General features: G+C 53.3%; 23 protein-coding genes. 7 read left to right on the top strand and 16 right to left on the bottom strand.

What is annotated here, in order from left to right; translation table 11 throughout:
* Window positions 1-3 precede the first annotated feature (3 nt).
* The 4 genes from E2F51_RS18035 to E2F51_RS18020 all read right to left on the bottom strand — a co-directional run bounded on the left by E2F51_RS18035 (window position 4) and on the right by E2F51_RS18020 (window position 3,042).
* Window positions 4-714, bottom strand: coding sequence for a molecular chaperone (locus tag E2F51_RS18035; RefSeq protein WP_013202193.1), 711 nt, complete (start codon window positions 712-714; stop codon window positions 4-6).
* A gap of 117 nt (window positions 715-831) precedes the next feature.
* Entirely contained in the window at window positions 832-1,422 is a 591-nt protein-coding gene (locus tag E2F51_RS18030; protein ID WP_041692006.1) for a fimbrial protein, read from the bottom strand.
* Between the two features lie 475 nt (window positions 1,423-1,897).
* Window positions 1,898-2,314, bottom strand: a complete 417-nt coding sequence (locus E2F51_RS18025; protein ID WP_134824143.1) for a hypothetical protein — start codon at window positions 2,312-2,314, stop codon at window positions 1,898-1,900.
* An 8-nt stretch (window positions 2,315-2,322) separates the two neighbouring features.
* Window positions 2,323-3,042, bottom strand: a complete 720-nt coding sequence (locus E2F51_RS18020) for a hypothetical protein (RefSeq protein ID WP_134824142.1) — start codon at window positions 3,040-3,042, stop codon at window positions 2,323-2,325.
* A gap of 564 nt (window positions 3,043-3,606) precedes the next feature.
* On the opposite strand from E2F51_RS18020, the gene iolE reads away from it, so the two are divergent.
* Genes iolE through E2F51_RS18005 form a run of 3 tightly spaced genes read left to right on the top strand, consistent with a single transcriptional unit; the run spans window position 3,607 to window position 6,753 of the window.
* On the top strand, window positions 3,607-4,524 hold the full coding sequence (gene iolE, locus E2F51_RS18015) for a myo-inosose-2 dehydratase (protein WP_134824141.1): 918 nt from the start codon (window positions 3,607-3,609) through the stop codon (window positions 4,522-4,524).
* A complete protein-coding gene (locus E2F51_RS18010) occupies window positions 4,521-5,696 on the top strand; it encodes a Gfo/Idh/MocA family protein (RefSeq protein ID WP_134824140.1) in 1,176 nt (391 codons plus the stop codon). The genes iolE and E2F51_RS18010 overlap by 4 nt, the downstream gene beginning before the upstream one ends.
* 25 nt (window positions 5,697-5,721) lie before the next feature.
* On the top strand, window positions 5,722-6,753 hold the full coding sequence (locus E2F51_RS18005; RefSeq protein ID WP_134824139.1) for a Gfo/Idh/MocA family protein: 1,032 nt from the start codon (window positions 5,722-5,724) through the stop codon (window positions 6,751-6,753).
* Window positions 6,754-6,822: 69 nt separating this feature from the next.
* Here the strand turns inward: E2F51_RS18005 and E2F51_RS18000 are convergent, their stop codons facing one another.
* Window positions 6,823-7,833, bottom strand: a complete 1,011-nt coding sequence (locus tag E2F51_RS18000) for a Gfo/Idh/MocA family oxidoreductase (RefSeq protein ID WP_134824138.1) — start codon at window positions 7,831-7,833, stop codon at window positions 6,823-6,825.
* A gap of 113 nt (window positions 7,834-7,946) precedes the next feature.
* On the opposite strand from E2F51_RS18000, the gene E2F51_RS17995 reads away from it, so the two are divergent.
* Complete coding sequence (locus tag E2F51_RS17995; protein ID WP_134824137.1) at window positions 7,947-8,966, top strand: LacI family DNA-binding transcriptional regulator; 1,020 nt, start codon at window positions 7,947-7,949, stop codon at window positions 8,964-8,966.
* A 41-nt stretch (window positions 8,967-9,007) separates the two neighbouring features.
* Here the strand turns inward: E2F51_RS17995 and E2F51_RS17990 are convergent, their stop codons facing one another.
* The 7 genes from E2F51_RS17990 to E2F51_RS17960 form a co-directional block, all read right to left on the bottom strand.
* On the bottom strand, window positions 9,008-9,886 hold the full coding sequence (locus E2F51_RS17990; protein ID WP_134824136.1) for a ribokinase: 879 nt from the start codon (window positions 9,884-9,886) through the stop codon (window positions 9,008-9,010).
* 2 nt (window positions 9,887-9,888) lie between these two features.
* Window positions 9,889-10,746 carry a MurR/RpiR family transcriptional regulator gene (locus E2F51_RS17985; protein ID WP_013202183.1) on the bottom strand — a complete coding sequence of 286 codons (858 nt, stop codon included), beginning with the start codon at window positions 10,744-10,746 and terminating at the stop codon, window positions 9,889-9,891.
* The gene (locus E2F51_RS17980; protein ID WP_134824135.1) at window positions 10,746-11,717 is read right to left on the bottom strand and encodes an ABC transporter permease; all 972 of its coding nucleotides are present in this window, start codon (window positions 11,715-11,717) and stop codon (window positions 10,746-10,748) included. Before E2F51_RS17980 ends, E2F51_RS17985 begins: the two co-directional genes overlap by 1 nt.
* 31 nt (window positions 11,718-11,748) lie before the next feature.
* Window positions 11,749-13,248: a sugar ABC transporter ATP-binding protein gene (locus E2F51_RS17975; protein ID WP_134824134.1), complete on the bottom strand. Its 1,500-nt coding sequence runs from the start codon at window positions 13,246-13,248 to the stop codon at window positions 11,749-11,751.
* Between the two features lie 16 nt (window positions 13,249-13,264).
* The gene (locus E2F51_RS17970; RefSeq protein ID WP_013202180.1) at window positions 13,265-14,305 is read right to left on the bottom strand and encodes a substrate-binding domain-containing protein; all 1,041 of its coding nucleotides are present in this window, start codon (window positions 14,303-14,305) and stop codon (window positions 13,265-13,267) included.
* Window positions 14,306-14,349: 44 nt separating this feature from the next.
* Window positions 14,350-15,333: a TIM barrel protein gene (locus E2F51_RS17965; protein WP_053143097.1), complete on the bottom strand. Its 984-nt coding sequence runs from the start codon at window positions 15,331-15,333 to the stop codon at window positions 14,350-14,352.
* Between the two features lie 249 nt (window positions 15,334-15,582).
* Window positions 15,583-16,365, bottom strand: a complete 783-nt coding sequence (locus tag E2F51_RS17960; protein WP_134824133.1) for a glucose 1-dehydrogenase — start codon at window positions 16,363-16,365, stop codon at window positions 15,583-15,585.
* A 129-nt stretch (window positions 16,366-16,494) separates the two neighbouring features.
* On the opposite strand from E2F51_RS17960, the gene E2F51_RS17955 reads away from it, so the two are divergent.
* Window positions 16,495-17,409 (top strand): LysR family transcriptional regulator, encoded by a 915-nt coding sequence (locus E2F51_RS17955; protein WP_134824132.1) that lies wholly within the window; start codon window positions 16,495-16,497, stop codon window positions 17,407-17,409.
* 2 nt (window positions 17,410-17,411) lie between these two features.
* Here E2F51_RS17955 and bdcA read toward each other — a convergent pair whose 3' ends face one another.
* The gene (gene bdcA / locus E2F51_RS17950; RefSeq protein WP_134824131.1) at window positions 17,412-18,140 is read right to left on the bottom strand and encodes an SDR family oxidoreductase; all 729 of its coding nucleotides are present in this window, start codon (window positions 18,138-18,140) and stop codon (window positions 17,412-17,414) included.
* 51 nt (window positions 18,141-18,191) lie between these two features.
* Complete coding sequence (locus E2F51_RS17945; RefSeq protein ID WP_134824911.1) at window positions 18,192-19,355, bottom strand: MFS transporter; 1,164 nt, start codon at window positions 19,353-19,355, stop codon at window positions 18,192-18,194.
* A 175-nt stretch (window positions 19,356-19,530) separates the two neighbouring features.
* Here E2F51_RS17945 and E2F51_RS17940 point away from each other — a divergent pair, with 175 nt between their 5' ends.
* Complete coding sequence (locus E2F51_RS17940; RefSeq protein ID WP_209215451.1) at window positions 19,531-20,154, top strand: TetR/AcrR family transcriptional regulator; 624 nt, start codon at window positions 19,531-19,533, stop codon at window positions 20,152-20,154.
* On the opposite strand, the gene E2F51_RS17935 is transcribed toward E2F51_RS17940, so the two are convergent.
* On the bottom strand, window positions 20,116-21,024 hold the full coding sequence (locus tag E2F51_RS17935) for an AraC family transcriptional regulator (protein ID WP_245174129.1): 909 nt from the start codon (window positions 21,022-21,024) through the stop codon (window positions 20,116-20,118). The two genes, E2F51_RS17940 and E2F51_RS17935, sit on opposite strands and share 39 nt — an antisense overlap.
* 133 nt (window positions 21,025-21,157) lie before the next feature.
* On the opposite strand from E2F51_RS17935, the gene E2F51_RS17930 reads away from it, so the two are divergent.
* Window positions 21,158-21,907, top strand: a complete 750-nt coding sequence (locus E2F51_RS17930) for a glucose 1-dehydrogenase (RefSeq protein ID WP_134824129.1) — start codon at window positions 21,158-21,160, stop codon at window positions 21,905-21,907.
* Here the strand turns inward: E2F51_RS17930 and E2F51_RS17925 are convergent.
* On the bottom strand, window positions 21,869-22,840 hold the full coding sequence (locus E2F51_RS17925) for an AraC family transcriptional regulator (protein WP_134824909.1): 972 nt from the start codon (window positions 22,838-22,840) through the stop codon (window positions 21,869-21,871). The two genes, E2F51_RS17930 and E2F51_RS17925, sit on opposite strands and share 39 nt — an antisense overlap.
* Window positions 22,841-22,889 lie beyond the last annotated feature (49 nt).

The following is a 22,889-nucleotide window of genomic DNA, read 5'->3' as shown; positions in this document are numbered from 1 at the left end:
ACTTTATTTCAATGGTTTATTTATTGTTATCGTCGCTCCGAGGTCGGTGATGTAGCGATATTCTATCGTGTTACGCACCCCCGGATTAATGCCATCAAAAGTGAATGTTTTGGTGCTGAAAGGCGCGATCATGCTTGCCTCACCCTCTTTTTTTACTGCGCCATTATCAAAAGAGACTTTATTTACCGACACATGATAGGGATGATCATTCGTCACCTTAACCTGTGTTTTATTACCTGATGATGCGTAGGTAAAACTGAGGTTTTCGGCAGCCTGAATGGGTGTCCCCTTCAAACCAGCAGGACGATAGAAAAATTTGATGATAGTTCTGAAAACCATTTCAATGCCATTTTTATCCTGGTCACTTTCTTTCTGGGGCGGAATATCCATGACGTTAAACCACAAGACGGTTTCTCTGTCCTGCAATAGTGTGCTTTCAGCGTCATCTAACTTGAGGAAACGAAAGACCTTTGCCTCGCCGGCATCGATCAGTGATGCAGGTGGGCTGATAAAGAAAGGCAGCCGATCGTTGCCTCCCTCTAATCCTTTTGTTTCGGCATCGCTAAGCCAAACTTTTGTCAAAGAAGGCGCTGACCCGATGTTATTAATACGTACGCTGGCATCTTTTTTGTTTCCCGCGATGATAATGCGGGTAGTGTTGATCTGTAGCGTTGCGTACAGATTTGTACTGTTGAGCAACAGCCCGATACCCATGGCGATTAACCTTGACGTAAACATTGCAACTTCCCTCTTACCCATCGGCCCTTCCATGTGGGCATGTTTTAAAAGCTATCTCTTACCTTTAGGACAGGTAAGAAATAGCTTAATTTATTAATTATAAGTTATTGAATATAAGGCTTGCGACTGTACTAAACCTGCAGTTACTATACCTGTGGCATAATATTGCGCCCAATATTCGAACAAGGCTTTATTACTAGCAATAGTTACTGACTGATGCGATCCGCTGTTGTTCAAATTGATGTCGGTTTTATCATTATTCAATATGGCAATCTGAACATTTTCACTACCCCCACTAGCTTTTTTTATTTGATTAATGAGTTTACCTGTCGTCGCATCAATGGTGGATTGCGCTTTTTCAAAGACAACGTCAGCTACTTTACCATCTTGACAGTCAGCGCCCGAAAGCTGTATATAAAACCGTGTGTCTCCGGCTCTTTGACCTGATTTCTTCAATGCTGACGTGCTGACGTTAGGCAAAGTTATGGTAAAATCTGCTTTTCCATCTAATGAGCCGGGAGTTGTTCCGCCTGAAATTACACAGGTGACATCCTGAATCTTTCCATCGAAGGTGATAGTACCATCACTCGCGCCAGCACTACTTGCCACGCCACCGCCAGAAACCGCAATCACACTAGCGAGTATCGTCATTCTCATCGAATACTTACTTTTAAACCCCATCATTTTTCACCTCATATAAAATAGTCGACATTAATCCCAACGTTTATTTATCAAAATTGGTTGGTCTATTTAAAAAGCACACGCTACATGTAAGATGCTCTCTTCTCTCTGTGTAGAAACAAGATTGAGACGTATCTTAGTTATTTTAACTTTCACTTCTATATTATTCAGCAAAACAGAACCAAAATCTGCTTAGTTTGGTTACGGATTTTATCTATTTTTTTTAATTAGAATATACTGCCGAAAATTAGATGTCTATTTATAGGCTCATAACCTACTGATTAAATTGAATTTATCTGATTTATATGAGCTAAATATGGAGAATGCTTTACTGCGGTACTCTGTAAAGAGCGGGATGATAAAACGATGGAATGTGGTGTAGTACTGCTTAAAATTGAGTGTCAGTTCTTTCGGATTACGCCCCTGCCGATATACCTTACCGGAATATCAGACGAGGCGTAACGCTACAATGTACTCATTAAAAGCAAAAGAACATCGGTTCTGCAGACCAACTCATGATATGTGAATTTTGATACCTTTTTATCGAAAATGCGGTTGATTTATCCTGTTGCCAAAAAAAATCAGGATAGAAATTAATGAGCGAGCTCACTTCTTTGATTGACTCTGAAGGGTTGGTTTTTATTTTTTTCGCGGTGAACACATAACCTGTATCGCTAATTCTTTCAGCCGTTAAGAAAATTTGCCTGCTAATCATTTTCTTATCATCATCTCCTTCAAATCTCGCATCTATGTTGAACACCCCCTTGCTATCTTTAATGTTGATCTTATAGGTGGCATAGACCTTTCCTGCCGTATTTTCTATCACATGCAAAGCCGTACAGTGCATATCGGCTGCGCCAGCCGAAGTTGATATCAGCATAAGGGCCAGCGTCATTTTTATTCTCATTTATTCACCCGTGAGTCAGTGTATGACATACAATGCATCGTCGGCGGGCAATCAAAGATTGTGGTTCTGATCGATCCCAGATAAACAAATATCTTGTGTTTATTTTTGCATGATAAGGCTCTTGTTTCTAAAATTTCCTCAACACGACGCGTTGACACCCCTTCCGGACTCCCTTTATAGACATAAACACAGTCAGGTAAACCAGAGGTTCTGATATAGCGCTCGTCGCCAAAAAGTTCAGTGCCATCGTGACTTTGCAGAGCGTATAATGAATATATTGCTATAATAGACATTACCATGAAAGACAGGATTGATTGTTTCTTAGATAACTTCCACCCTCGCCCCTTCTCTTCCATTTCATTACATACTGATGGCGTGTATTCGGTAATGGCTATGCCTTCGTTTATTATTACGCCTTCTTTATGGATGGTTTTAATTAACTCCCCATCATAACCGATATATTTAAAGGCTTTCCTGAGATTAACAAAGCACTGGTAATAGGTGGCGCTTGAGACCTTCTTTAACGCATCATCTCCCCATGCTGCTTTATAAAGATCGGCTTGTGAAACCAGTTCTCTTCTTTCGATAAGAAGTAAAAGACACTTTGCTGCGGGAGAATGAATAGACAGCGATTTCTGTGTCGCTAACGATCTCAACACTTTGTCTTTTGGAATAAAAACAACATCATCATCAATGATATAATTTCGAGAGCTCATGGGCTCACCTTATTTCGTTTTCAACATCCTGCTGAAATATCCTATGGCATCTTCCAGCGCCTGTTACGCAATCGCGATCCTAATTTTTCTATCCTTGTTACGTTTAGTACGTGCCAATGTTATCGATTGCTCGTACCAAAAAGACCCAAAAATTTTAGGGGAGCCATTGTAGTTATTACCCGGTTGTTCTGTCTACCTTGATTCCTGTAAATTTTGCTAAATAACTCGCGATTGATCACAGTATTTTATAAATTATTCTTTTCTAACATTGAAAGAATTAATTATTTAATCACACCAATCAAATCTCCCTACATCGCTTAAACATTCGATTAACAGAAATTACGATAAAGCTGTAATAGTCGCGGCATTATTTTATTGACCACCGGCAGCCGTCCATTTTGGTTAACGTCGTGCCCTGTTGGAAACCTCGTTTTGATCACACTTTTCACCGCTGAATCCGTACGCCAACCCAATTGATGGTTTTCCATCATTGAAGCGATAACGTTCCTGTTATTGCTCTCTTTATAGTGTCTTCAACTTAAGCCGTAAGGAGCCTGTATTCCCATGAATTCATGCATTCAGTTAGGTGTCAGCCCACTCAGTTGGACCAATGATGTCCTGCTCGATTTGGGCGACAACATCTCATTAGAAACCTGTCTGAACCAGGCGGCATCCGCCGGTTATCAGGGTATTGAACTGGGCAGGAAATTTCCGCGTACTGCCGCGCAATTAGCGCCGTTACTGAAAGAGGTGAATCTGCGGCTGGCATCCGGCTGGCACAGCGGATTCCTTGCCGACCGCAGTGTGGCGGAAGAAGTCGCTGCCGTTCAGCCCCATGCCGCCTTGCTTAAAGCGCTGGGGGCAAAAGTAATGGTGTATGGCGAATGCGGCAAAATGCCGGGCAGCCATCCGCTGGACGAACCGCTTTCCCTTTCGCCGGTGTTGAGCTGCGTTGATATTGATGACTATGCCCGCAAGGTGAGCGAGTTTGCCAACATTCTGCTGCGCGAGTTTGGCCTGAAGCTGGCCTATCACCACCATCTGATGATGCTGGTTGAACAGCATGATGAGCTTCAGGAGTTTCTGGCGAAAACCTCGGACAACGTTGGGCTGGTGCTCGACTCCGGTCACGCCTTTGCAGGCGGCGTCAATCTGGCCCAGACGATCGAACGGTTTGGCCATCGCGTGGTACATATTCATCTGAAAGATGTCCGCCCGGACGTTTTGCGCCAGGTGCAGCAGGACGATCTCAGCTTTAATGATGCGGTCCGTGCCGGGCTGTTCACCGTGCCGGGCGAAGGCTGCATCGACTATGCCCCGCTGATTGAGTTTGTGGCCAATTCGGGTTACCAGGGCTGGCTGATTGTTGAAGCCGAGCAGGACCCGCAAAAAGAAGAGCCGTTTGCCGCCGTTTCCCGCGCGTTTCGCTGGGCACAAAACACTTTTCAACTTTCTGCCGATGTCGAGGAAACCGCGCAATGAAAGAGACGCTGAATATTGGCCTGATCGGCTCTGGCTTTATGGGACAGGCGCATGCCGATGCCTACCGTCGTGCGGCAATGATCTATCCCGACCTGCCGAAACGCCCAAACCTGTATGCGCTGGCCGATCAGAATCAGACCCTGGCCGATGAAAATGCCGCACGCTTTGGCGCAGAAAAAGCCTACGGCAACTGGCGTGATTTGGTGGCCGACCCGCATGTCGACGTGGTGGATATCACCTCGCCGAATCACCTGCATTTCGAGATGGCGCTGGCGGCGATTGCGGCCGGCAAGCATGTCTATTGTGAAAAGCCGCTGGCGGTCAGCACTGAGGAAGCGCTGGAAATGACGCAGGCCGCAGAAAAGGCGGGCGTGAAATCCATGGTGGCGTTCAACAACATCAAAACCCCCGCGGCCCTGCTGGCAAAGCAGATTATCGAACGTGGCGATATCGGCACACCGATCCGTTTTCGTGGCACCTTCGATCAGGGCTTTTATAACGATCCTGAACTGCCATGGTCATGGCGGTGTTCCAAAAAACTGGGCGGCAGCGGTTCGCTGGGCGACCTGGGCGCGCATACACTCTCCGTGGCGCAGTTTCTGATGGGCGGTATCCGCGAGGTCACCGCCAGTGCGCAGACCTATCTGCGTCAGCGCCCGGTTCCTCAGGTGGATGCCGGCTATGCCAGCCGCACCGATGAAAACGCCGAACGCCGGGAAGTCGAGAATGATGACCAGGTGCAGTGCCTGGTGAGTTTTACCAGCGGCGCCAGCGGCGTGATTGAAGCGTCGCGCATTGCCGCAGGACGTATTTTTGGTGTGTTTTGGGAAGTCTCCGGCACCGAAGGCACGATTTATATGGACGGTGAGCGTTTTAACGAGCTGCAGGTTTATCGCTTCAACGACGACAAACACGATCGCGGATTTAAGACCCTGTACGCAGGCAGCCAGATCCCGGCCTATGCGGGCTTCTTCGGCTTTGATTTTGGCGGCGGCGGACTGGGCTATTTTGATGTGAAGGTCATTGAAGTCCACGACCTGGTGCAAGGCATTTGCAGCGACGAGGATTGTTATCCGAATTTTGCGTTTGGTTTACAAAATCAACAGATCCTGACCGCTATCGAGCAGTCCATGGACTCCCATCAATGGGTTAACGTGGCGAATAACCGCTGAACCGGCATCGCAACAAGGAGTTAGTATGTTTCCCTCTTCTTTACCTGTCCCACGGCTGCCGTCAGCGCAGTCAATTCCCGTCCTGCGCTGGGGCATTATCGGCCCCGGCTGGATCGCCGATCATTTTGCCCGCGCGCTAAAAGAACACACCGGACAACAGCTGGTTGCGGTAGCCGCACGTAATGGCGATAAGGCCCGGGCATTCGCCGATCGTTGGGCGATCCCGGCGGCATTCAGCAACGTCGACGAGATGCTGGCGATGAACGATCTGGACGCGGTGTATATCGCCACGCCACACAATCATCATTTCCCGGATGGTCTGCGCGTGTTGAAAGCGGGCAAGCACGTGCTGATTGAAAAGCCGCTGGCGTTGAATGCCAAAGAAGGCGCGGCGTTACAGGCGGAAGCGCAGCGTCAAGGCGTGCTCTGTATGGAAGGCATGTGGTGCGACTTTGCGCCAAAATACGATGTGCTGAGGCAACTATTGGCGGATGGCGCATTGGGCGATCTGCATACCCTGATTGCCGATCACGGTGAGTTTTTCACCCAGGATCACCGCATATTTAATGCCGATCTGGCCGGTGGCCCGATGATGGATTTAGGCAGCTATCTGATTTCACTGAGCGTGATGGTGGCCGGCGCGCCCGAGCGTATTCAGTCCAGCGGTCAGCAGGCTGAAGGGAATATCAACGGTCAGGCGTCGATGCTGTTTGAACATGCTAACGGCATGCATTCGGTGTTGAACACCACGTTATTCAGCAATACTCCGGGCAAAGCGATTATTGCCGGCCGCGATGCCGCGCTGGTGTTGGACGGTCAATTTTACGCGCCGGGCGGCTTTGTATTGACCTCAAGCCAGGGCAATAAATCATTACGCTGGGAAGAACCGCTGAACCGCTACACGCAGCTTAATCATGAGATCCAACATTTTGCCTGGTGTGTCGGTCAGGGATTAACGGATTCACCGGTTCGCCCGCTTGCCACGGCATTAATGACCCTATCCACCATGGATACCGTGCGCGGACAGCTGGGAATTGTGTTTAACGAAGAGCGCTAAACCGCGCGGTTCTGCCGTTAACGCCAACCCGGTCAACATCCTCAGCGCTGATGACCGGGTTGTTTTTTTCTACCGCATCAACCCTACCGGGCAAAAGGTCCGGGTTGCCAGAGATTTCACCGCCGCTTCTGCAATGGCTTGCGCCTGAATGCCATCCAGTAAACCTGGCAAGTCAGCGACCGCTTCCCCATGCAGATAACGCACAAACGCATCCAGATGCTGATAGTACGTTGCCTGCACGCGGGTGAACCAGTCCGGGTACAGCCCCGGTTTGGCGATGGTGTTGCCCTGATACAGCGTCATTCCCTGCGGACTTTGAGAACCGGACTCTGCCAGCCCTTTCTCACCCATCACGCTGATGCGTTCATCGTAGCCATAGCCGGTGCGGCGGGTATTATCCAGCTGCGCTAATCCTCCCTGACGCATCTGCATAATCAGCACCGAGGTGTCGACATCACCAAATTCACCGATGGCCGGCATTGCCAGCGCTGCCCCCATCGCCCCAATCGAAACCACCTCATCGTCGGTCAGCCAGCGCAGAAGATCGAAGAAGTGGATGGCCTGATCCCGCATCTGCCCGCCGGAAGACTGCAGGTAGCTGAGCGGCGGCAATTCAGACGCGCGGCAGACCATCTGAATCAGTTCAGGACGTCCAAGGGTGCCCAGCTGCAGCTGGCGTTTTAACTGCTGATGGCTGCTGTCAAAACGGCGGTTGAAGCCCACGGTGACTTTTGCGTTCAGGGGCAGCACTTTCTCTACCACGTGGTTGGCCCGTTCCAGCGATAAATCGATCGGCTTTTCGCAATAGACCGCTTTACCGGCCCGAGCGGCGGCTTCCAGCAGCTCCGCATGGGACGGCGTTGCGCTGGCGATCAGCACCGCGTCAATGTTGTCACTATTGATGGCGGCACTGACCTCGCCCGCCTGGCTGTGAAATTGTGCGGCGGTTGCGCTGGCGCGAGCGCGGTCCACATCGGCCACCATCGCCAGCTCAATGCCCGGATGGGCCGCCAGATTCGCAGCGTGTACCTGGCCGATAAAGCCACAGCCAATCAGGGCAAAACGTTTTTTCTCAGTCATGGTGAATTCCTGTCTGCAGGTCAAAGTTCAGCAATAAAGTCGTTGCCAAAATAGCCTGCTGGCTTACCCTGAGGAACGCGTGTTTTGATGGATTTCCCTCAACAGGAACGGCAATGAAAACAATCACTCTGGAGATGCTGGCTGAACTGGCAGGTGTCGGCGTGGCAACGGTCGATCGCGTGCTTAATGAGCGTGGCGGCGTCTCGCCGCGTACCACGCAAAAGGTGTTACAGGCGGCGCGTGAGGCCGGACTGAAGCGCATTCTGCCCGAGGAGCACCGGCATGCCTGGCAGATAGAGGTGTTATTAAGCGGTAACGACTCGTTTTTCTTTAAACAGCTGGCCATCGACTTTGCCGCCATCGCCACCCGTTTGGGTTATCGCCGCATTGTGCTGCACCGCACTTTTGTGCCCGAATCGCGTCCGGACAGGCTGGCGACGCTCATTGGTGAGCGCAGCAAAACACGCGACGGGTTGATCGTCTTTGCGCATGAACACCCGGCAATTTATGAAGCCCTGCAACTCTGCAAACAACGCGACGTGCCGGTGATCACCATCGTGACCGATCTGCCCGGCGCGGAAAGGCTGTGTCACGTTGGCATTAACCAGTTGCAGGCCGGCCGCACCGCCGGGTTGATGATGGGCAGCATGATCAAACAGCAAGGTGAGGTGATTGTCGTCAGCGGACGCTTTGAGTATCGCGCGCATCAGCAGCGCATTCAGGGCTTTCGCGATGTTCTTGAGGAGCGCTTCCCGCAGATCGCCTTACGGGAGGTGCTGGCCGGTCAGGAGAGCCGCATCACCATCAGCAAGCTGCTGGAGAAGCAGCTGGCGCAGTCTGCCAACGTGGTGGGCCTGTACAATACCGGGCTGGGTAACACCGAGATCAGCCAGGCGTTAGCGCGGCATCGCCTCACCGATTCCTGCACCTTAATCACCCATGAACTCTATTCCACCACCAAAGCGCTGTTCGCCAAAAAAGCGCTGGCGCTCACGCTGGATCAGAATACCGTTCGCCACGCCCAGCTGGCGGTGGATATCCTGCTGGGCTATCTCGAACAAGGGGACGTGCCTGAAGATTTTGATCGCGGGAAGGTGACCTTTATGGTCTATACCCAGGAAAACTATGTCTAGGAAGACCGGAGAGGTTCCGGTCTTGCTGACTGGAATCGCCCTTAAACCGGGCTGAGTTCAACCGCCACTTTGGAGACATGCGCTGCAGCCGCCTCATTGGCGCTGACAACCGCGTCACCTAAGGGTTTACCGTTGGCCAGCGCCGAACACAACACGCCGGTGAAGCAGTCGCCTGCGCCATGGGTGCTGACCAGGGTAATCTTCTTCGCCGCCATTGACTGACTCTCTTCCGCCTGCACGCACCAGGCAACGCCATGCTCTCCGGCCGTCACCACCACCTGAGAATAGGTTGCTGAAAGTACTTCAGCCGCCTGCTTCGCCGAAGCCAGATCGCTGACCACAACCGCACACATATCGCGGGCTTCGATGGCGTTAACGATCAGCACATCGATGTTTTCCTGCAACTGCGGACTCAGCAGACGGGCTGGCGCGGCGTTAATGCACACGGTGATGCCGCGCTTTTTTGCCTGCTGCGCGGCATGGACGTTAAGTGCTTCCGTGACTTCATTTTGTAAAATAAGCAGCGACACATCCTGCCAGAAAGCGTCGCGATCAAATACCGTCTGCGGAATATGCAGATTGGCATTGGAGACCACCACTGCACCGTAATCGCCTTCCGCATCGGTAATGGCGACGCTCATCCCTGACGGCACGGACGCTATCACCGCCACCGCGTCGGTATTCACGCCCGCGCCCTGCAGCGTCTTAAGCAGAAAAGTGCCCTGCTCGTCGTTTCCCACCGCGCCGGCGAAGATCACGTTTGAGCCGGCCAGCGCGGCCGCGATCGCCTGATTGCCGCCCTTGCCACCAAACTTATAGCGGCACGCCGACCCCATCACGGTTTCGCCTTTTTCCGGGCGATGATGGGCATCCAGCATAATGTCGTAGTGCAGGCTGCCGGTAACAACGATCTTGTTCATGGTTAGAATTCCCGAAGGTTCTGAACCGCATGCTGCGTTTTAGTCAGGTTTTTCTCTGCCCGCTTCAAGTCTTTCTTGGCGATGGCCACGAACAGTGCATCCAGGATATTCAGCTGGGCAATGCGTGACGCGGCATTTTCCCCTAACAGATGCGATCCCTGAGAGGTTGAATTGAGCACGACATGCGCACTTCGCGCAATGGGCGACTCGGCATAGTTAGTAATGGCAATCACCTTGGCCCCATTGCGCGCCGCCAGTTTGACGGGGTCATTAACGGCACGCGTGGCACCCGAATGGCTGATAGCAATCACCACATCATCGTCAGATAACACCGCCGCCGACATCAACATAATATGCGCATCGTCATAGGCAGACGATTTAATACCGATCTTAAGCATCTTATGCGAGAGATCGCGCGCGACAGCGGCGGATCCCCCGACTGCATATAAATCGATATGGCGCGCCTTAAATATAATGTCCGCGGCGCGGTTGAATTCAGAAATATCCAGAATCGACAGCGTTTCTTCTATCGCCTGAATGGAGGTTCTGAATACTTTTGCCAGTAATTGTTCCGACGAGTCATCCGGCTCTATTTCCGCATGCAAACTTGCCACTTCAGACTGATTATAATAAACCAGGCTGCTTCTGAAGTTTCTGAAGCCCGTAAAGCTGAGCTTTTTGGTGATTTTAACAATCATCGCCTCGGAGACGTTATTTTCCAGCGCAATCTCTTTTAAAGAGGTTTGCTCGGTAATATCTGTCCTCGCCGTAATTGATTCAACCACACGGCGTTCTAAAGGCGTCAGTTGCGGCAAACGCATACGAATTTGAGCACCAATGGCTCGTGGATCTTGCTTCATTACTTGCCTCGGGTCGCTCGGTCAATCAACATCGCTATGATAATAATAAGGCCTGTGGCAAGCAACTGATAAAAAGCCTGAATATTTAGCAAGGTCAAGCCGTTACGTAATGCCCCTAAAATAATGACCCCGATGATGGTGCCAAACACGCTGCCCTTACCGCCCATCAATGACGCGCCGCCGATGGCGGCTGCCGCGATAGCATCCAGCTCCCACAGGTTACCGATGGTCGGTTCGGCCGCGCCCAGTCGGCCAATCAGAATCAGCGACGCCAGCGAGGCCAAGGTTCCAGAAATCACGTAGACCGTGACCTTGGTGCGTTTCACCGGCACGCCGGCCACGCGCGCGGCCTCTTCATTGCCACCAATGGCGAGGATAAACTCGCCCAGCGGCGTTTTGTTCATCACCGTCCACAGCACGACCGCAATCACCGCCACAATGATAATCGGCGTGGGAATGCTGAAAATCGAACTGTTGATGATGCTGCGAAACTCAGAAGGAATGCCGAACACGGGGTTGCCGTCGGTATAGATCAACGCAATGGCGCGGAAAAGGGAAAGCCCGCCAAGGGTGACGATAAACGGTTGCAGTCCGGCATAGGCGATTAACGATCCGCTAAATACGCCACAGACCGCACCCACGCCCAGCGTGGCGATAATGGCCAGTGGTACCGGAACGCCTGAGACCATCAAGGTGGCGCCTAATACTGCTGAAAGCGCGGCGGTTGGCCCGACGGAAAGGTCAATACCACCGGATATAATCACCAGCGTCATGCCCATCGCAATCAATGCGTTTATGGAAGACTGTTGTAAAATATTCAGCAAATTTGGCAGGGTAAAAAATACCGGTGACAAAAATGAGAAGGTGATCACAATAATAAGTAATCCGATCAGAGTTCCTGCATCGCGCACATTGAATTTAATCAATGATGAAGCAGGCGTAAACGGTCGACTTGTTGGTTGAGTCATCATTTTAGGGCCTTTATAAAATCAGGTTTAAACGCTAAACGGTTTCAGTATCTTTAATCGCATAACGGGCAATATTTTCTTCCGTTATTGCTTCACCGCTGAGTTCCTTGGTGATCTTCCCTTCTCTCATTACCAGTACGCGGTCAGATATCCGAATGATCTCGGTCATTTCTGAAGAGACGACCACGATGGCTTTGCCGGCCTTAGCTAATTTTTCGATTAAATTGTAGATTTCGGACTTGGCGCCAATATCGATTCCCCGGGTTGGCTCATCAAATAAAAAGACTTTGGCATCGGCTGCCACCCAGCGACCGATAATCACCTTTTGCTGATTACCGCCGCTAAGCGTGCCAATGGTTTTTTCAATATCCAGCGGCCGAAGATTTAATTCGCACATCACTTCATGGGCGACGAGGTCGAGTTTATTTCGGCTGATAATGCCCGCTTTGGTGAATTTAAACATGGAGGGCAACGCCATATTCATTTTCACCGCACGTTCTTTAATAATGCCCTCTTTCTTACGATCTTCCGGGACCAGCCCGATCCCCGCACGAATGGCGGCGGTGACGTTATGATTGCTTACCGGGCTACCGTTGACCATCACGCTGCCGCTGCTGCGCTTATCAATGCCGGCAATAAGTTTCAGCAGTTCGGTCCGCCCTGCGCCCACCAGCCCGGCAATGCCCAGCACTTCGCCGGCGCGGACGCTAAAGTTGGTGGCTTTGATCTCGGTGCCGCGCGTGACGTTTTCCACCTGCAGCACCACACGCTCGGTGACATACGCGTTGTGATCCAGTTTCTCGATTTTGCGGCCCACCATTTTGGCGACGATAGTTTCCTCGGTCTCGTCGCAAAGGTTAACCACGCCAACCTGCTGACCATCACGCATGATGGTGGCGCGATCGCAGACCCGGAAAATCTCGTTCATCTTGTGGGAGACGTAAATCAGCGACACGCCCATCGACTTCAGATCGCTAATCAATTCCGCCAGCCGATCGAATTCCGTTGGCGTCAGGCTGGACGTCGGCTCATCCATGGCGATGATTTTGGCGTCATCCAGCATGGCGCGGGCAATCTCAACGATCTGCTGTTGCGACACCTTCAGATTTTTGATCGGTTCATTAGGATCAATCGTCGGATCCAGCGTTCTTAAAATGAAGGTGGCTCGCGCAACCTGCGCCTTTTTATCAATCCACATGCCGTTCGCTTTGGTCAGCGGGCGACCGAGAAACATATTCTGCGCGACGGAAAGTTCAGGAACATGCTGTAACTCCTGATGGATCATGGCGATGCCAGCATGGCGGGCACTGAGCGGATTTTTCATCTGCACCGGCACCCCGTTCACGCTGATCTCACCACTGTCGGCGTTGCGCACGCCAGAAAGAATGTTCAACAGCGTCGATTTGCCCGCACCATTTTCACCAATCAGCGCATGCACTTCGCCTGGCCTGACAGTAAAGTCCACATTTTGTAACGCAGCGGCACTGCCGTAGGTCTTGCTGATGCCGCGCATCGTTAAGCGATACTGTTCCATACACTCTCCGCCTGACTTATTGCTGCGCTAACAGCTGACGTAATTTCACGTTATCTTTGGTGGAGAACGCGTCGGCATTTTCTTTGGTGATCAGCGCCTGTGGCGTTGAAATCACCCGGGACAGTTTCTGTCCACCAATCAGGCGCACCATCACATCCATCGCCACTTCGCCGGTCAGCACCGGGAAGCTGTCAACCGTGCCGGTCAGCTCGCCGCGTTTAATCGAGGCGTAAGCATCTGAAATACCATCGGTGCCGAAGACGGCGGTTTGTTTGGCTTTATCCAGTGAACGCACCGCTTCAACCACTCCCAGCGCCATGGTGTCGTTGTTGGCGTAAAAGCCAATCAAATCAGGATGCTGCTGTAAGATGGTCGATGCCGCGTTGTAGGCCGTTTCACGGCTCCAGTTAGCCGGCACGCTGGCCACGATGGTAAATTTACCGTTAGCCTGTAAGGTTTCTTTGAAGCCGCTGGTGCGCTGGCCTGCCGCATACACCCCCGGCTGACCTTCTATAATGGCGACGTTACCGCCCTGCGGATGGTGCTGAATAAACCATTTTGCTACCCGCACACCGTTGTCTTTCTGCACGTTACCGACGTAATACTGGGCATTGGGCATCACCGCATCGTTAACGTTAACCACCGGGATCTTTTTACTGTTGGCACTTTCCAGCGCCGGTTCCAGGTTGATATCGGTCTGCGGCGAAACCAGCAGGCCCTTAAATCCCTGTGAGATCATGGTTTCCGCAATCGACAGCTGACCCATCTGATCGTCTTCGTTGGCCGCCGCCTGATAGGCCACGGTAAAGCCGTATTTCTTCGCACCGTTCTGATAACCCTGACCCAGCGAGCGCCAGTATTCATTGGTCAGCGTTTTCGAGACGCCGCCAATCATCAGATTGCCTTCAACCTTCGGTATTGCGCCGTATTTGCTGTCGAGCTGGGTCCAGTCGGTACGATCGGGTTCGGTGTCGGACTTCAGCGGGGCAAGTTCGGCCGCATAGACGGTGGAACAAAGCAGTGAGGATGCGAGTACAGAGAGCAGGAATTTTTTCATCTTCTGAGCCTTTTTTATTATTGTCGCAGGGTAAGATACGGGGACTACTCTTTAGCCAGCATAATGTCGTTTACAATCTGTTGTGAGCTGACCGCATCCTGGCGGCTGATGGCGTCCAGCAGCGCCGGATTGTCGTGAAGCTTGTCGCATAACTTCAGCAGACGCTTCACGGTAAGCACATTGGTTTCTGCTTCACGGACCGGATCCAGGCCACTGGCATCCGGGAAGGTATCGAAATAGTAAGCGCCCTTATAGCCATCGCGCTGCATCTGCCAGAGGAACTCCAGCGTCGCCCGTGGGTTTACCGAACCGGCCATCAGGCCATCGTCACGTTTCCCCCAGCCATCATTGAGATCCAACCCTAACAGGCGCGAGCGACGAGCAACCATCGCCGCAGCATACGCCGGGATTTCGTTGGCGAATAACACGTGGGCGAAGTCCAGCGTAATGCCGAGGTTTGGGCTTCCCGCTTCTTCCACCGCCAGCAGGCAGGAGGTGACGTTGGGGAAAATGCTGTAGGCGCGCGGCTCATTCGGTTTGTACTCAATGCTGACATCGACATCCGGCGCATAGTCCGCAACTTCACGAACGGCGCTGACGGCGTCTTCCCAAATCTTCTTATAGTCCGCCTGGAAACAGTAATCAAAGCCATCCTGCCCCATCCATAAGGTCATCAGCGTCGAGCCGAATTCACGCCCGGCATCGATGCCGCGCTTGGTCAGTTCAATGGCTTCACGACGAATTTTTGCATCCGGATTGGTGAAGGCACCGATCTTAAATTGCGGCGCATCCCAACGCATTTGCATGCCGTTAACCGCCAGCCCGGCATCAGCAATGGCCTGACGCATGGTGCTGATATCGCTGGTGATATGCTGAGGATAGTTAAGATCGAGATGGGTTAAGCCTTTCGCCGTGCCGGCACGGGCAATCATCTGCAGAACTGAAGGTTTGCCCTGGAGATCGGGCCAGTATAAATGCGCTCCCGATGAAAAAGAGTTGAGACGTGTAGCGAATTTCAGTTCTGACATAGGAAGGCCCTTAATGAGGTTGTAATGTACTTTCCATATTCACGTTTATTTGTGAAGTTGTGTAATATATACACCCCGCAATTTAATAAACAAGCGGTATCAATTGAAAAGGATCAGATCTGAGAGGGAGTTCACGAAGTGAGTTGATTGGCTGGGGAGGATTTGCAGAGAAAACTGCCCGGCTCTACGGGCAATGGCTTGTCTTATTGGGGGCTGCGCTCAAATGGGGTGAAGCAAAGCCCACTAACTTCAAATCTGGGTCATGCCGCCATCGACAACCAGTTCAATGCCGGTGATATAGCTGGCATCGTCCGAGGCCAGAAACGACATCGCTTTTGCCATCTCATCGGCGCTGGCAGCCCGGCCCAGCGGGGTTTTCTCGGCCACCTGCTGCAGATATCCCTCGATGTCCTCATCGCTCATGCCTAATTCGGATTTATAGGCCGGGGTGATCACCACGCCAGGAGCGATGGCGTTAATGCGGATATGACGGCCTTTAAGATCGGAGGCAGCAGTGCGCACAAAAGAGCGCAGTGCGGCTTTGGTCGCGGCATACACGCCGAAAGCGGGCATCCCCTGATTAGCGGCGATTGAACCGGTGACCACGATGGCGCTTCCCTCGCCCATCAGCGGCAGCGTTTTCTGAATGGTGAATAGCGAGCCCTTAACGTTAATGTTGAAGTACTTGTCGAACTGCGCCTCGCTGATGGACTCCAGCGGCGCAAACTCGCCACCGCCTGCGTTTGCAAACAGCAAATCCAGACGACCGTGTGCCTCGCGGAGACTGGCAACAATGCGCTCCACATCTGCGGCGACAGAGATATCGCCCTGAATCGCGGTGGCGCCAGTCCCTATCTGCGCAATCGCGCTGTCCAGTTCAGTCTGACGACGGCCGGTGATGACAACCGTGGCACCCTCGCGGGCCAGACGCATGGCGGTCGCCAGACCGATACCCGAGCTGCCGCCGGTAACAAGCGCAATTTTTCCCTGATGTTTGCTGCTGTGGATATTGCTGAGGTCGGTAATTTTCATGGACATTCTCCGCGAGTGATTGGGTTGTCAGTACGGGAATGAATATAGAACTGGCGGATTCAGGAATAAATAGCGTAAATTCGAAATCTTTATTCCCCCACAGAGATAATCAGCCGGGAGCATTCTGCCATGGATCAACTTCAAGCCATACGGGCCTTTGCGCGGGTTGTCGAAACCGGTGGGTTCTCGAAAGCCGCGCAATCGCTGCAAATGCCCAATGCCACCCTGAGCAAATCGATTCAGGCGCTGGAAAAGCATCTCGGGGTAAAACTGCTTGAACGCAGCACCCGCCGGGTCAGCGTCACCCGCGACGGCACGGCATATTATGAACGGACCAAACATCTGCTCAGCGAGCTTGAGGATATTGATGCCACGCTGGGTCGATCGCAGGCAACGCCCAAGGGACGGTTACGTATCGAAACCGGTGGAGCCGTCGCCAGCCTGCTGTTGATCCCGGCGCTGCCAGACTTTTGTGCCCGTTATCCGGATATTGAGCTGCAGGTTGGCGTGTCCGACCGCACGGCCGATGTGATTGGCGAGAACATTGATGGCGCCATTCGCATCAGTGCCGCTGATGGCGCATTGATCTCGCGTAAAATCGGTGCGTTCGGCTGGACCACCTGCGCCAGCACAGCGTATCTGCAGCGGTATGGCGTCCCCAGGCATCCGCAGCAAATTCTCGACGGGGATTTCCCGGTGGCCGGCTATTTTTCGTCACAAACCGGCATTTTGTTACCGATGAAATTTTGCAAACAGGGGCAATCGCTGGAGATCACCCCGGCCTGCAAGGTGATGGTCAATGAGAGTAATGCCCACCTGGCCACTGCGCTGGCCGGTATTGGCTTAATTCATACGCTGGATTTTATGATTCACCCGTCAATCAAGGCAGGCAAGCTGGTGCCCGTCCTTGAGGACTGGCGGGCACCGCCGGTGGACATCTATTTCAGCTATGCGCCCAGCCGCCAACTCAGCACCAAAGTCAGGGTGTTTGCCGACTGGGTCACCGGGTTGATTGCGCGAAACTCGGTGACGGCTGACGATTAAACTCAGGCGCCAAATCCGCCATCAATGGTCAGGGCCGTGCCGGTTACCATGCCCGCTTCACTGCTGGCAATCCATAACACCATCGACGCGACTTCGCTGGCGTGCGCATGGCGTTTAATCGCCATAAAGCTGTGCATCATTTCATTCATTGGTCCGTCAGACGGGTTCATATCGGTGTCGGTCGGACCGGGTTGCACCACGTTGACGGTGATACCGCGCGGGCCAAAATCTCTGGCCAGCCCACGGGCCATGCCCTGAACGGCAGATTTACTGGCACCATAGGCGGTAAGGCCTTCAACCGGAACGCGGTCGGCATTGACCGAACCGATGATGATGATACGCCCGCCGTCCTTCATTTTGCGGGCGGCTTCCACGGCGGCGAAGTAAGGGGCATGGATGTTGATCACAAACAGCCGTTCAATTTCGTCGGCATCGATCTCCAGCGGATCGCCTGCGGCCAGCACCCCGGCATTAAATACCAGCACATCCAGTTCGCCTGCCTGCGCGATGGCTTCAACCAGCTCGGCACGGTTCGACACGTCCAGCTTGATCATCTGGCTGTGTGTCTCCTGCGCGATGACTTCAGCTTTCTGCTGAGAGCTGGCGTACGTGAACACCACGTCATCGCCCTGCTCAGCAAAGCGACGGACGATCGCCTCGCCAATGCCGCGGCTGCCGCCCAGGATCAAAACCTTTCTGCCTGTATCGGGTTTATCGGTGTAATCAGTCATGGTCATTCCTCGTCATCTATTGATAAAAAATCAGAATTGACCAGCCCACTGTCACGAGCTGGCGATTGAACAAACGGGTCTGCCTGCTTTACTGAAACCGTGTTTGCTGGCGCGGGACGCGATGGCAAAGCTCAGCAGCAAAAGTATAAGCATTACCCAGGGAAACGCGGTGACGCCGGCCTGTTGTAATAACATGCCTCCGCTGAGGCCACCGGCGGCGATGGCGCTGTTCCACACCACCACATTCATCGACAGCGCAATGTCGGCCCCTTCACCGGCAGCATCGGCCAGCGCGGTTTGCAGCAAGGTGGCAGCCCCGCCAAAGCTGAGGCCCCACACCGCCACGCCAGCATAGATGACCGCAGGCGACGTTGACGCGACGGCGAAAATCAGTGAGGTAAGCGCGAACACCGCCAGCGAAATTAAGACGGCCAGACGAAGATGACGATCGACAATCCGCCCGGTGATAACGATGCCCACCAGCGCCGCCAGACCAAAAATCAGCAAAATCAGGCTGACCTTATTTTCCAGCCCGGCCGGTGCCACAAACGGGGCGATATAGGTGTAAAGAATGTTGTGGGCCAGCATCCACGTGAACACCACGCCGAGCACCGGGCGGACGCCAGGCGTGGTAAAGACTTTCTTCAGCGCCATTTTTTGCTGCCCGCTTTGCCCGGCAAAATCAGGCACGGCCAGCACAACCCAGCCCACCAGCAGCACCGATAAGCCCGACATCACGGCAAACGTCAACCGCCATCCCAGCAAATTTCCCAGCCAGGTGCCCAACGGCACACCCAGCGACAGGGCAATCGGCGTGCCGACCATCGCCAGCGCCATCGCCTTTCCCTGCAATGAAACCGGCACCATTCTGCGGGCGTAGCCTGCCAGCAGGCTCCAGGCTAATCCGGCGGATGCGCCCGCCAGGAAACGCGCGGCCAGCGTCAGCACCACGTTGGTCGACAGCGCGGTCAGGGTGTTGAACAGCAAAAACCCGACAATTGTGGTCAGCAAAACGCTGCGACGCCGCCAGGTTCGGGTGGCGATGGTCAACGGGATGGCGGCAATCAGCGATCCGGCGGCGTACGCCGTCACCATCTGGTCGGCAAGCGACAGTGAAATCGTCAGTCCGGCGCTGATTTGCGGCAGCAGACCGGCTGGGATGGTTTCCGTGACGATGCAGATAAAGCCGGTCATCGCCAGTGCCAGCAGCGCCATCACCGGTAGTCGGTCTTGTTGGGTCGCCTTCGCGACCGGAGAAATATCAGCCAAACTGCCCTCTCTTAGGTATCCAGTCAATTATGTATCGTTTGGTATAGATATCCCGCGCGCGCAGCATTGTCAAATATTTATGTATCGATTAGTATATAACTTAGTTGAAAGGAGAAACCGAATGAGAACGGGCAGACCACGGCAGTTTGATCGCGATGAAGCGGTGCGACAGGCAATGCACCTGTTCTGGGATCGCGGCTTTGACTCGACCTCGCTGAGTCAGTTGAAAAGTGCGATCGGTAACGGCATTACCGCGCCGAGCTTTTATGCGGCGTTTGGCTCAAAAGAGAAGTTGTTCCAGGAAGCGGTTGCCTGCTATTTGCAGACACACGGGCGCGTGACCGAAGCCTTGTGGCAGGACGAGCTGCCGCCGCGCGACGCCATTGAATCCACCCTGCTACGTTCGGCACGCATGCAGTGCGCAGACGATCATCCCAAAGGCTGCATGGTCACGCTGGGCCTGATGTCGGTGAGTACCGATGAGCATAAATACCTGCTCAGCCCGCTGGAGCAATCGAGAAAAAAGACCTGCGACGGCTTTATTCACTGCGTCAATCGCGGCCTGTTAAGCGGCGAGCTACCCGCCGGGACGTCCGCGAAAACCCTGGGCCTCACCTTTAACAGTTTCCTCACCGGGGTTTCCACGCTGGCACGCGATGGTGTGCCCTTTGACGATATTGAACGGTCAATCAGGCAGGTTATGCGCTTATGGGACGGCCTGGTGGGCGATCGGAAGAGTGGGTAAAGACCTGAAACGCGCTGCATCGCGTGCCGGAGGTCGCCCAAAAAGGCGGGCATATTCACGACTGAATTGTGAAGCACTTTCATAACCCACCGAAAAGGCAACGATCGCCACATCGCTGGGTTCAAATATCAGCAGCCACCGTGCGCGGATCAGGCGTAATTGCTTCTGGTACTGGATCGGGGTCATATGGGTGATGGCTTTGAAATGGCGATAATAGGCCGCGACGCTCATGTTCGCGATGCCAGCTAACGCCTCTGCGCGCAGGGGTTCCGCATAGTGATCGCGTATCCAGTTAATCGAACGGCGAATCTGCGACAAATGGCCATCCGGGCAGGCAATATTACGCAGCACATCACCAGACGGCCCTTGTAACACTCTGAACAAAATTTCACGCTCAATCATCGGTGCCAGCACGATCGCGTCACCTGGCCGCGCCAGCAATCTCATCATTCGCAACCAGGCATCAAGCAGTTCCGGTGAAGTGGCTACCGGAGCATAGCTATCGTTCGCAGATCTGACAGCAATGTCACTGTTTGCGGCCAACAGCGAAGCGATGATGTGCGCATCTAACGTTAAGCTGACCGCCTGAAAAGGCTTGTCTGGACCGTCAGCGAAAATTTCCCCGGTGGCCGGCATATCGACAGGCACCACGAAATACGTCCCCGCAGTGTAGCGATACATCTGCCCACCAATGGACAGTGTTTTCTCTCCCTGCAGGACAAAATGCAACATAGGCTGGTAGATCTGATTGGCACAGGCTTCCGCGTTGACCATCGAGACGCGAGGAAGCTCCGTTGCTGTCCACTTATTATCCGCAGGCAACACATAGCTGCGCAGTTCATTCATCACGGTATTCATCCCGTCGAGCATAGGCCTGATATTTCCGCCGAACAAGGGCGTTGAGAAGAACAGGCAATTATCCGGGAAGATTGGGCACGCGCTTATTGCCCTTCAGACCCGATACTGTTTGCCGACAACCTCTCACTCATCTAAAGGTCATCAAATGAAATTATCAGGCAAAACAGCCGTCGTAACCGGCGCGTCTAAAGGGATCGGTGCCGGTATTGCTAAAGCACTTGCTGCGGCAGGCGCTACGGTCATCGTCAACTATGCATCAAGTCAACGCGATGCGGAAAAGGTGGTGTCGCACATCCGTGACGAAGGTGGTAAAGCATCGGCCATACAAGCGGATATGAGTCAGTCTGCGGATATTACGCGGATGTTTGATACGATCAGGCAGGAATTCGGCACCGTGGATATTCTGGTCAATAATGCCGGCGTGGCGGTGTTTGAAATGATTGAAGATCTGACCGAAGAGGCCTTTCATAAGCAGTTTAACCTCAATGTGTTGGGTTACCTGTTGGCCACGCGTGAGGCGCTCAAGCAATTCAGTCCGTCTGGCAGCATTATCAACATCAGTTCGATTCTGAGTACCGACCCGTATCTGGCTTCCAGCGTTTACTCCGCCACCAAAGGCGCGGTCGATACGCTCACGTTTGCCCTTGCCAGAGAGTTGGGGGCAAAAGGGATTAGGGTAAATTCGATCCTGCCGGGGCATACCAACACCCCAGGTACGGACGGGAATTTTGCCGGTGAGCTGGGTGAAAAGCTGCTGGCCGGAACACCTCTGGGCCGTTTTGGCGAACCAGAGGATATTGGCCCCGTTGCGGTATTCCTGGCCTCAGATGATGCACACTGGGTCACGGGCGAATCATTAAGAGCCGCCGGTGGCGTCCGGGGCGTCGGTTACTGAGCCGTCGCGCACGTTGATCGCCTTGCGCAGCTGCGTGACGTCCTTCAGCGGCGGGAGACCGAAGACGCGGGCATAATCGCGGTTAAACTGCGGCACGCTTTTATAGCCGACTTCCTGAGCCACAAAGGTGACGCTCTGTTGCCTGCCGAGCAGCATGCGGCGGGCATGCAGAAGCCGCACCCGTTTTTGATACTGGACAGGACTCATCGCGGTGACGGCTTTGAAGTGGCGATGAAACGCGGAAACGCTCATTGCCTCCCGCTCTGCCAGCGCCCCGACAATAAACTCTTCGGCAAAATTTTGCCGCAACCACTGAATCGCATTACCAATCCTCGCCAGCATCGTCCCCGGCGAGGCAATATCCCTCAGCATCCAGCCGTGTGGGCCTTTTAACACATGGTAGAGGATCTCTCGTTCGTATCCCGGTGCCAGCGCCGCAATATCCTCAGGGGTTTTCATCAGGCGCAGCATCCTGACCCAGGCATCCAGCAGTTCAGGCGTTACCGAGGCAACTGAAAATGCCCCACCGTCCGGTCGATCCTGCATCGCTGACGGTGGCAGATCCTCGATCATCGCCGCAACACGCTGTGGGTCGATGGTCAGGCTGACGGCTAAATACGGCTCACCACGCTCTGTGGGATGCACCGAGCCGACAGCAGGCAAATCCACCGACATGACAAAGTACGAGGCGGGATCGTAATTGAAGACTCTGTCTCCCACGGTCATCGACTTACTGCCGCGCAGGATCAGGTTAATCATCGGTTCATACACGGCGGCGAGCGCCTCAGCCGGCACATTGCCCTGCACCATTGCCACCCTGGGGATGCCCGTTTCAGTTCGCCAGTTTCTGGCATGGGCCGCCAGGTCGCGCAATTCATCAAGCTGCAGGTTAAACACCTTTTCATCCTTCCGCGAAACAACGTAAGGCAGCATAAAGCAGAAAAAGGCAAGAATCGAGCAGGAACACGGAATCCGCATCCGG

Origin of the sequence: Erwinia sp. QL-Z3 (assembly GCF_004551645.1) — a bacterium.
Classification (GTDB): domain Bacteria; phylum Pseudomonadota; class Gammaproteobacteria; order Enterobacterales; family Enterobacteriaceae; genus Erwinia; species Erwinia billingiae.
The sequence above is the reverse complement of the archived record's forward strand: the minus strand, read 5'-3'. Positions and strand labels throughout refer to the sequence as shown.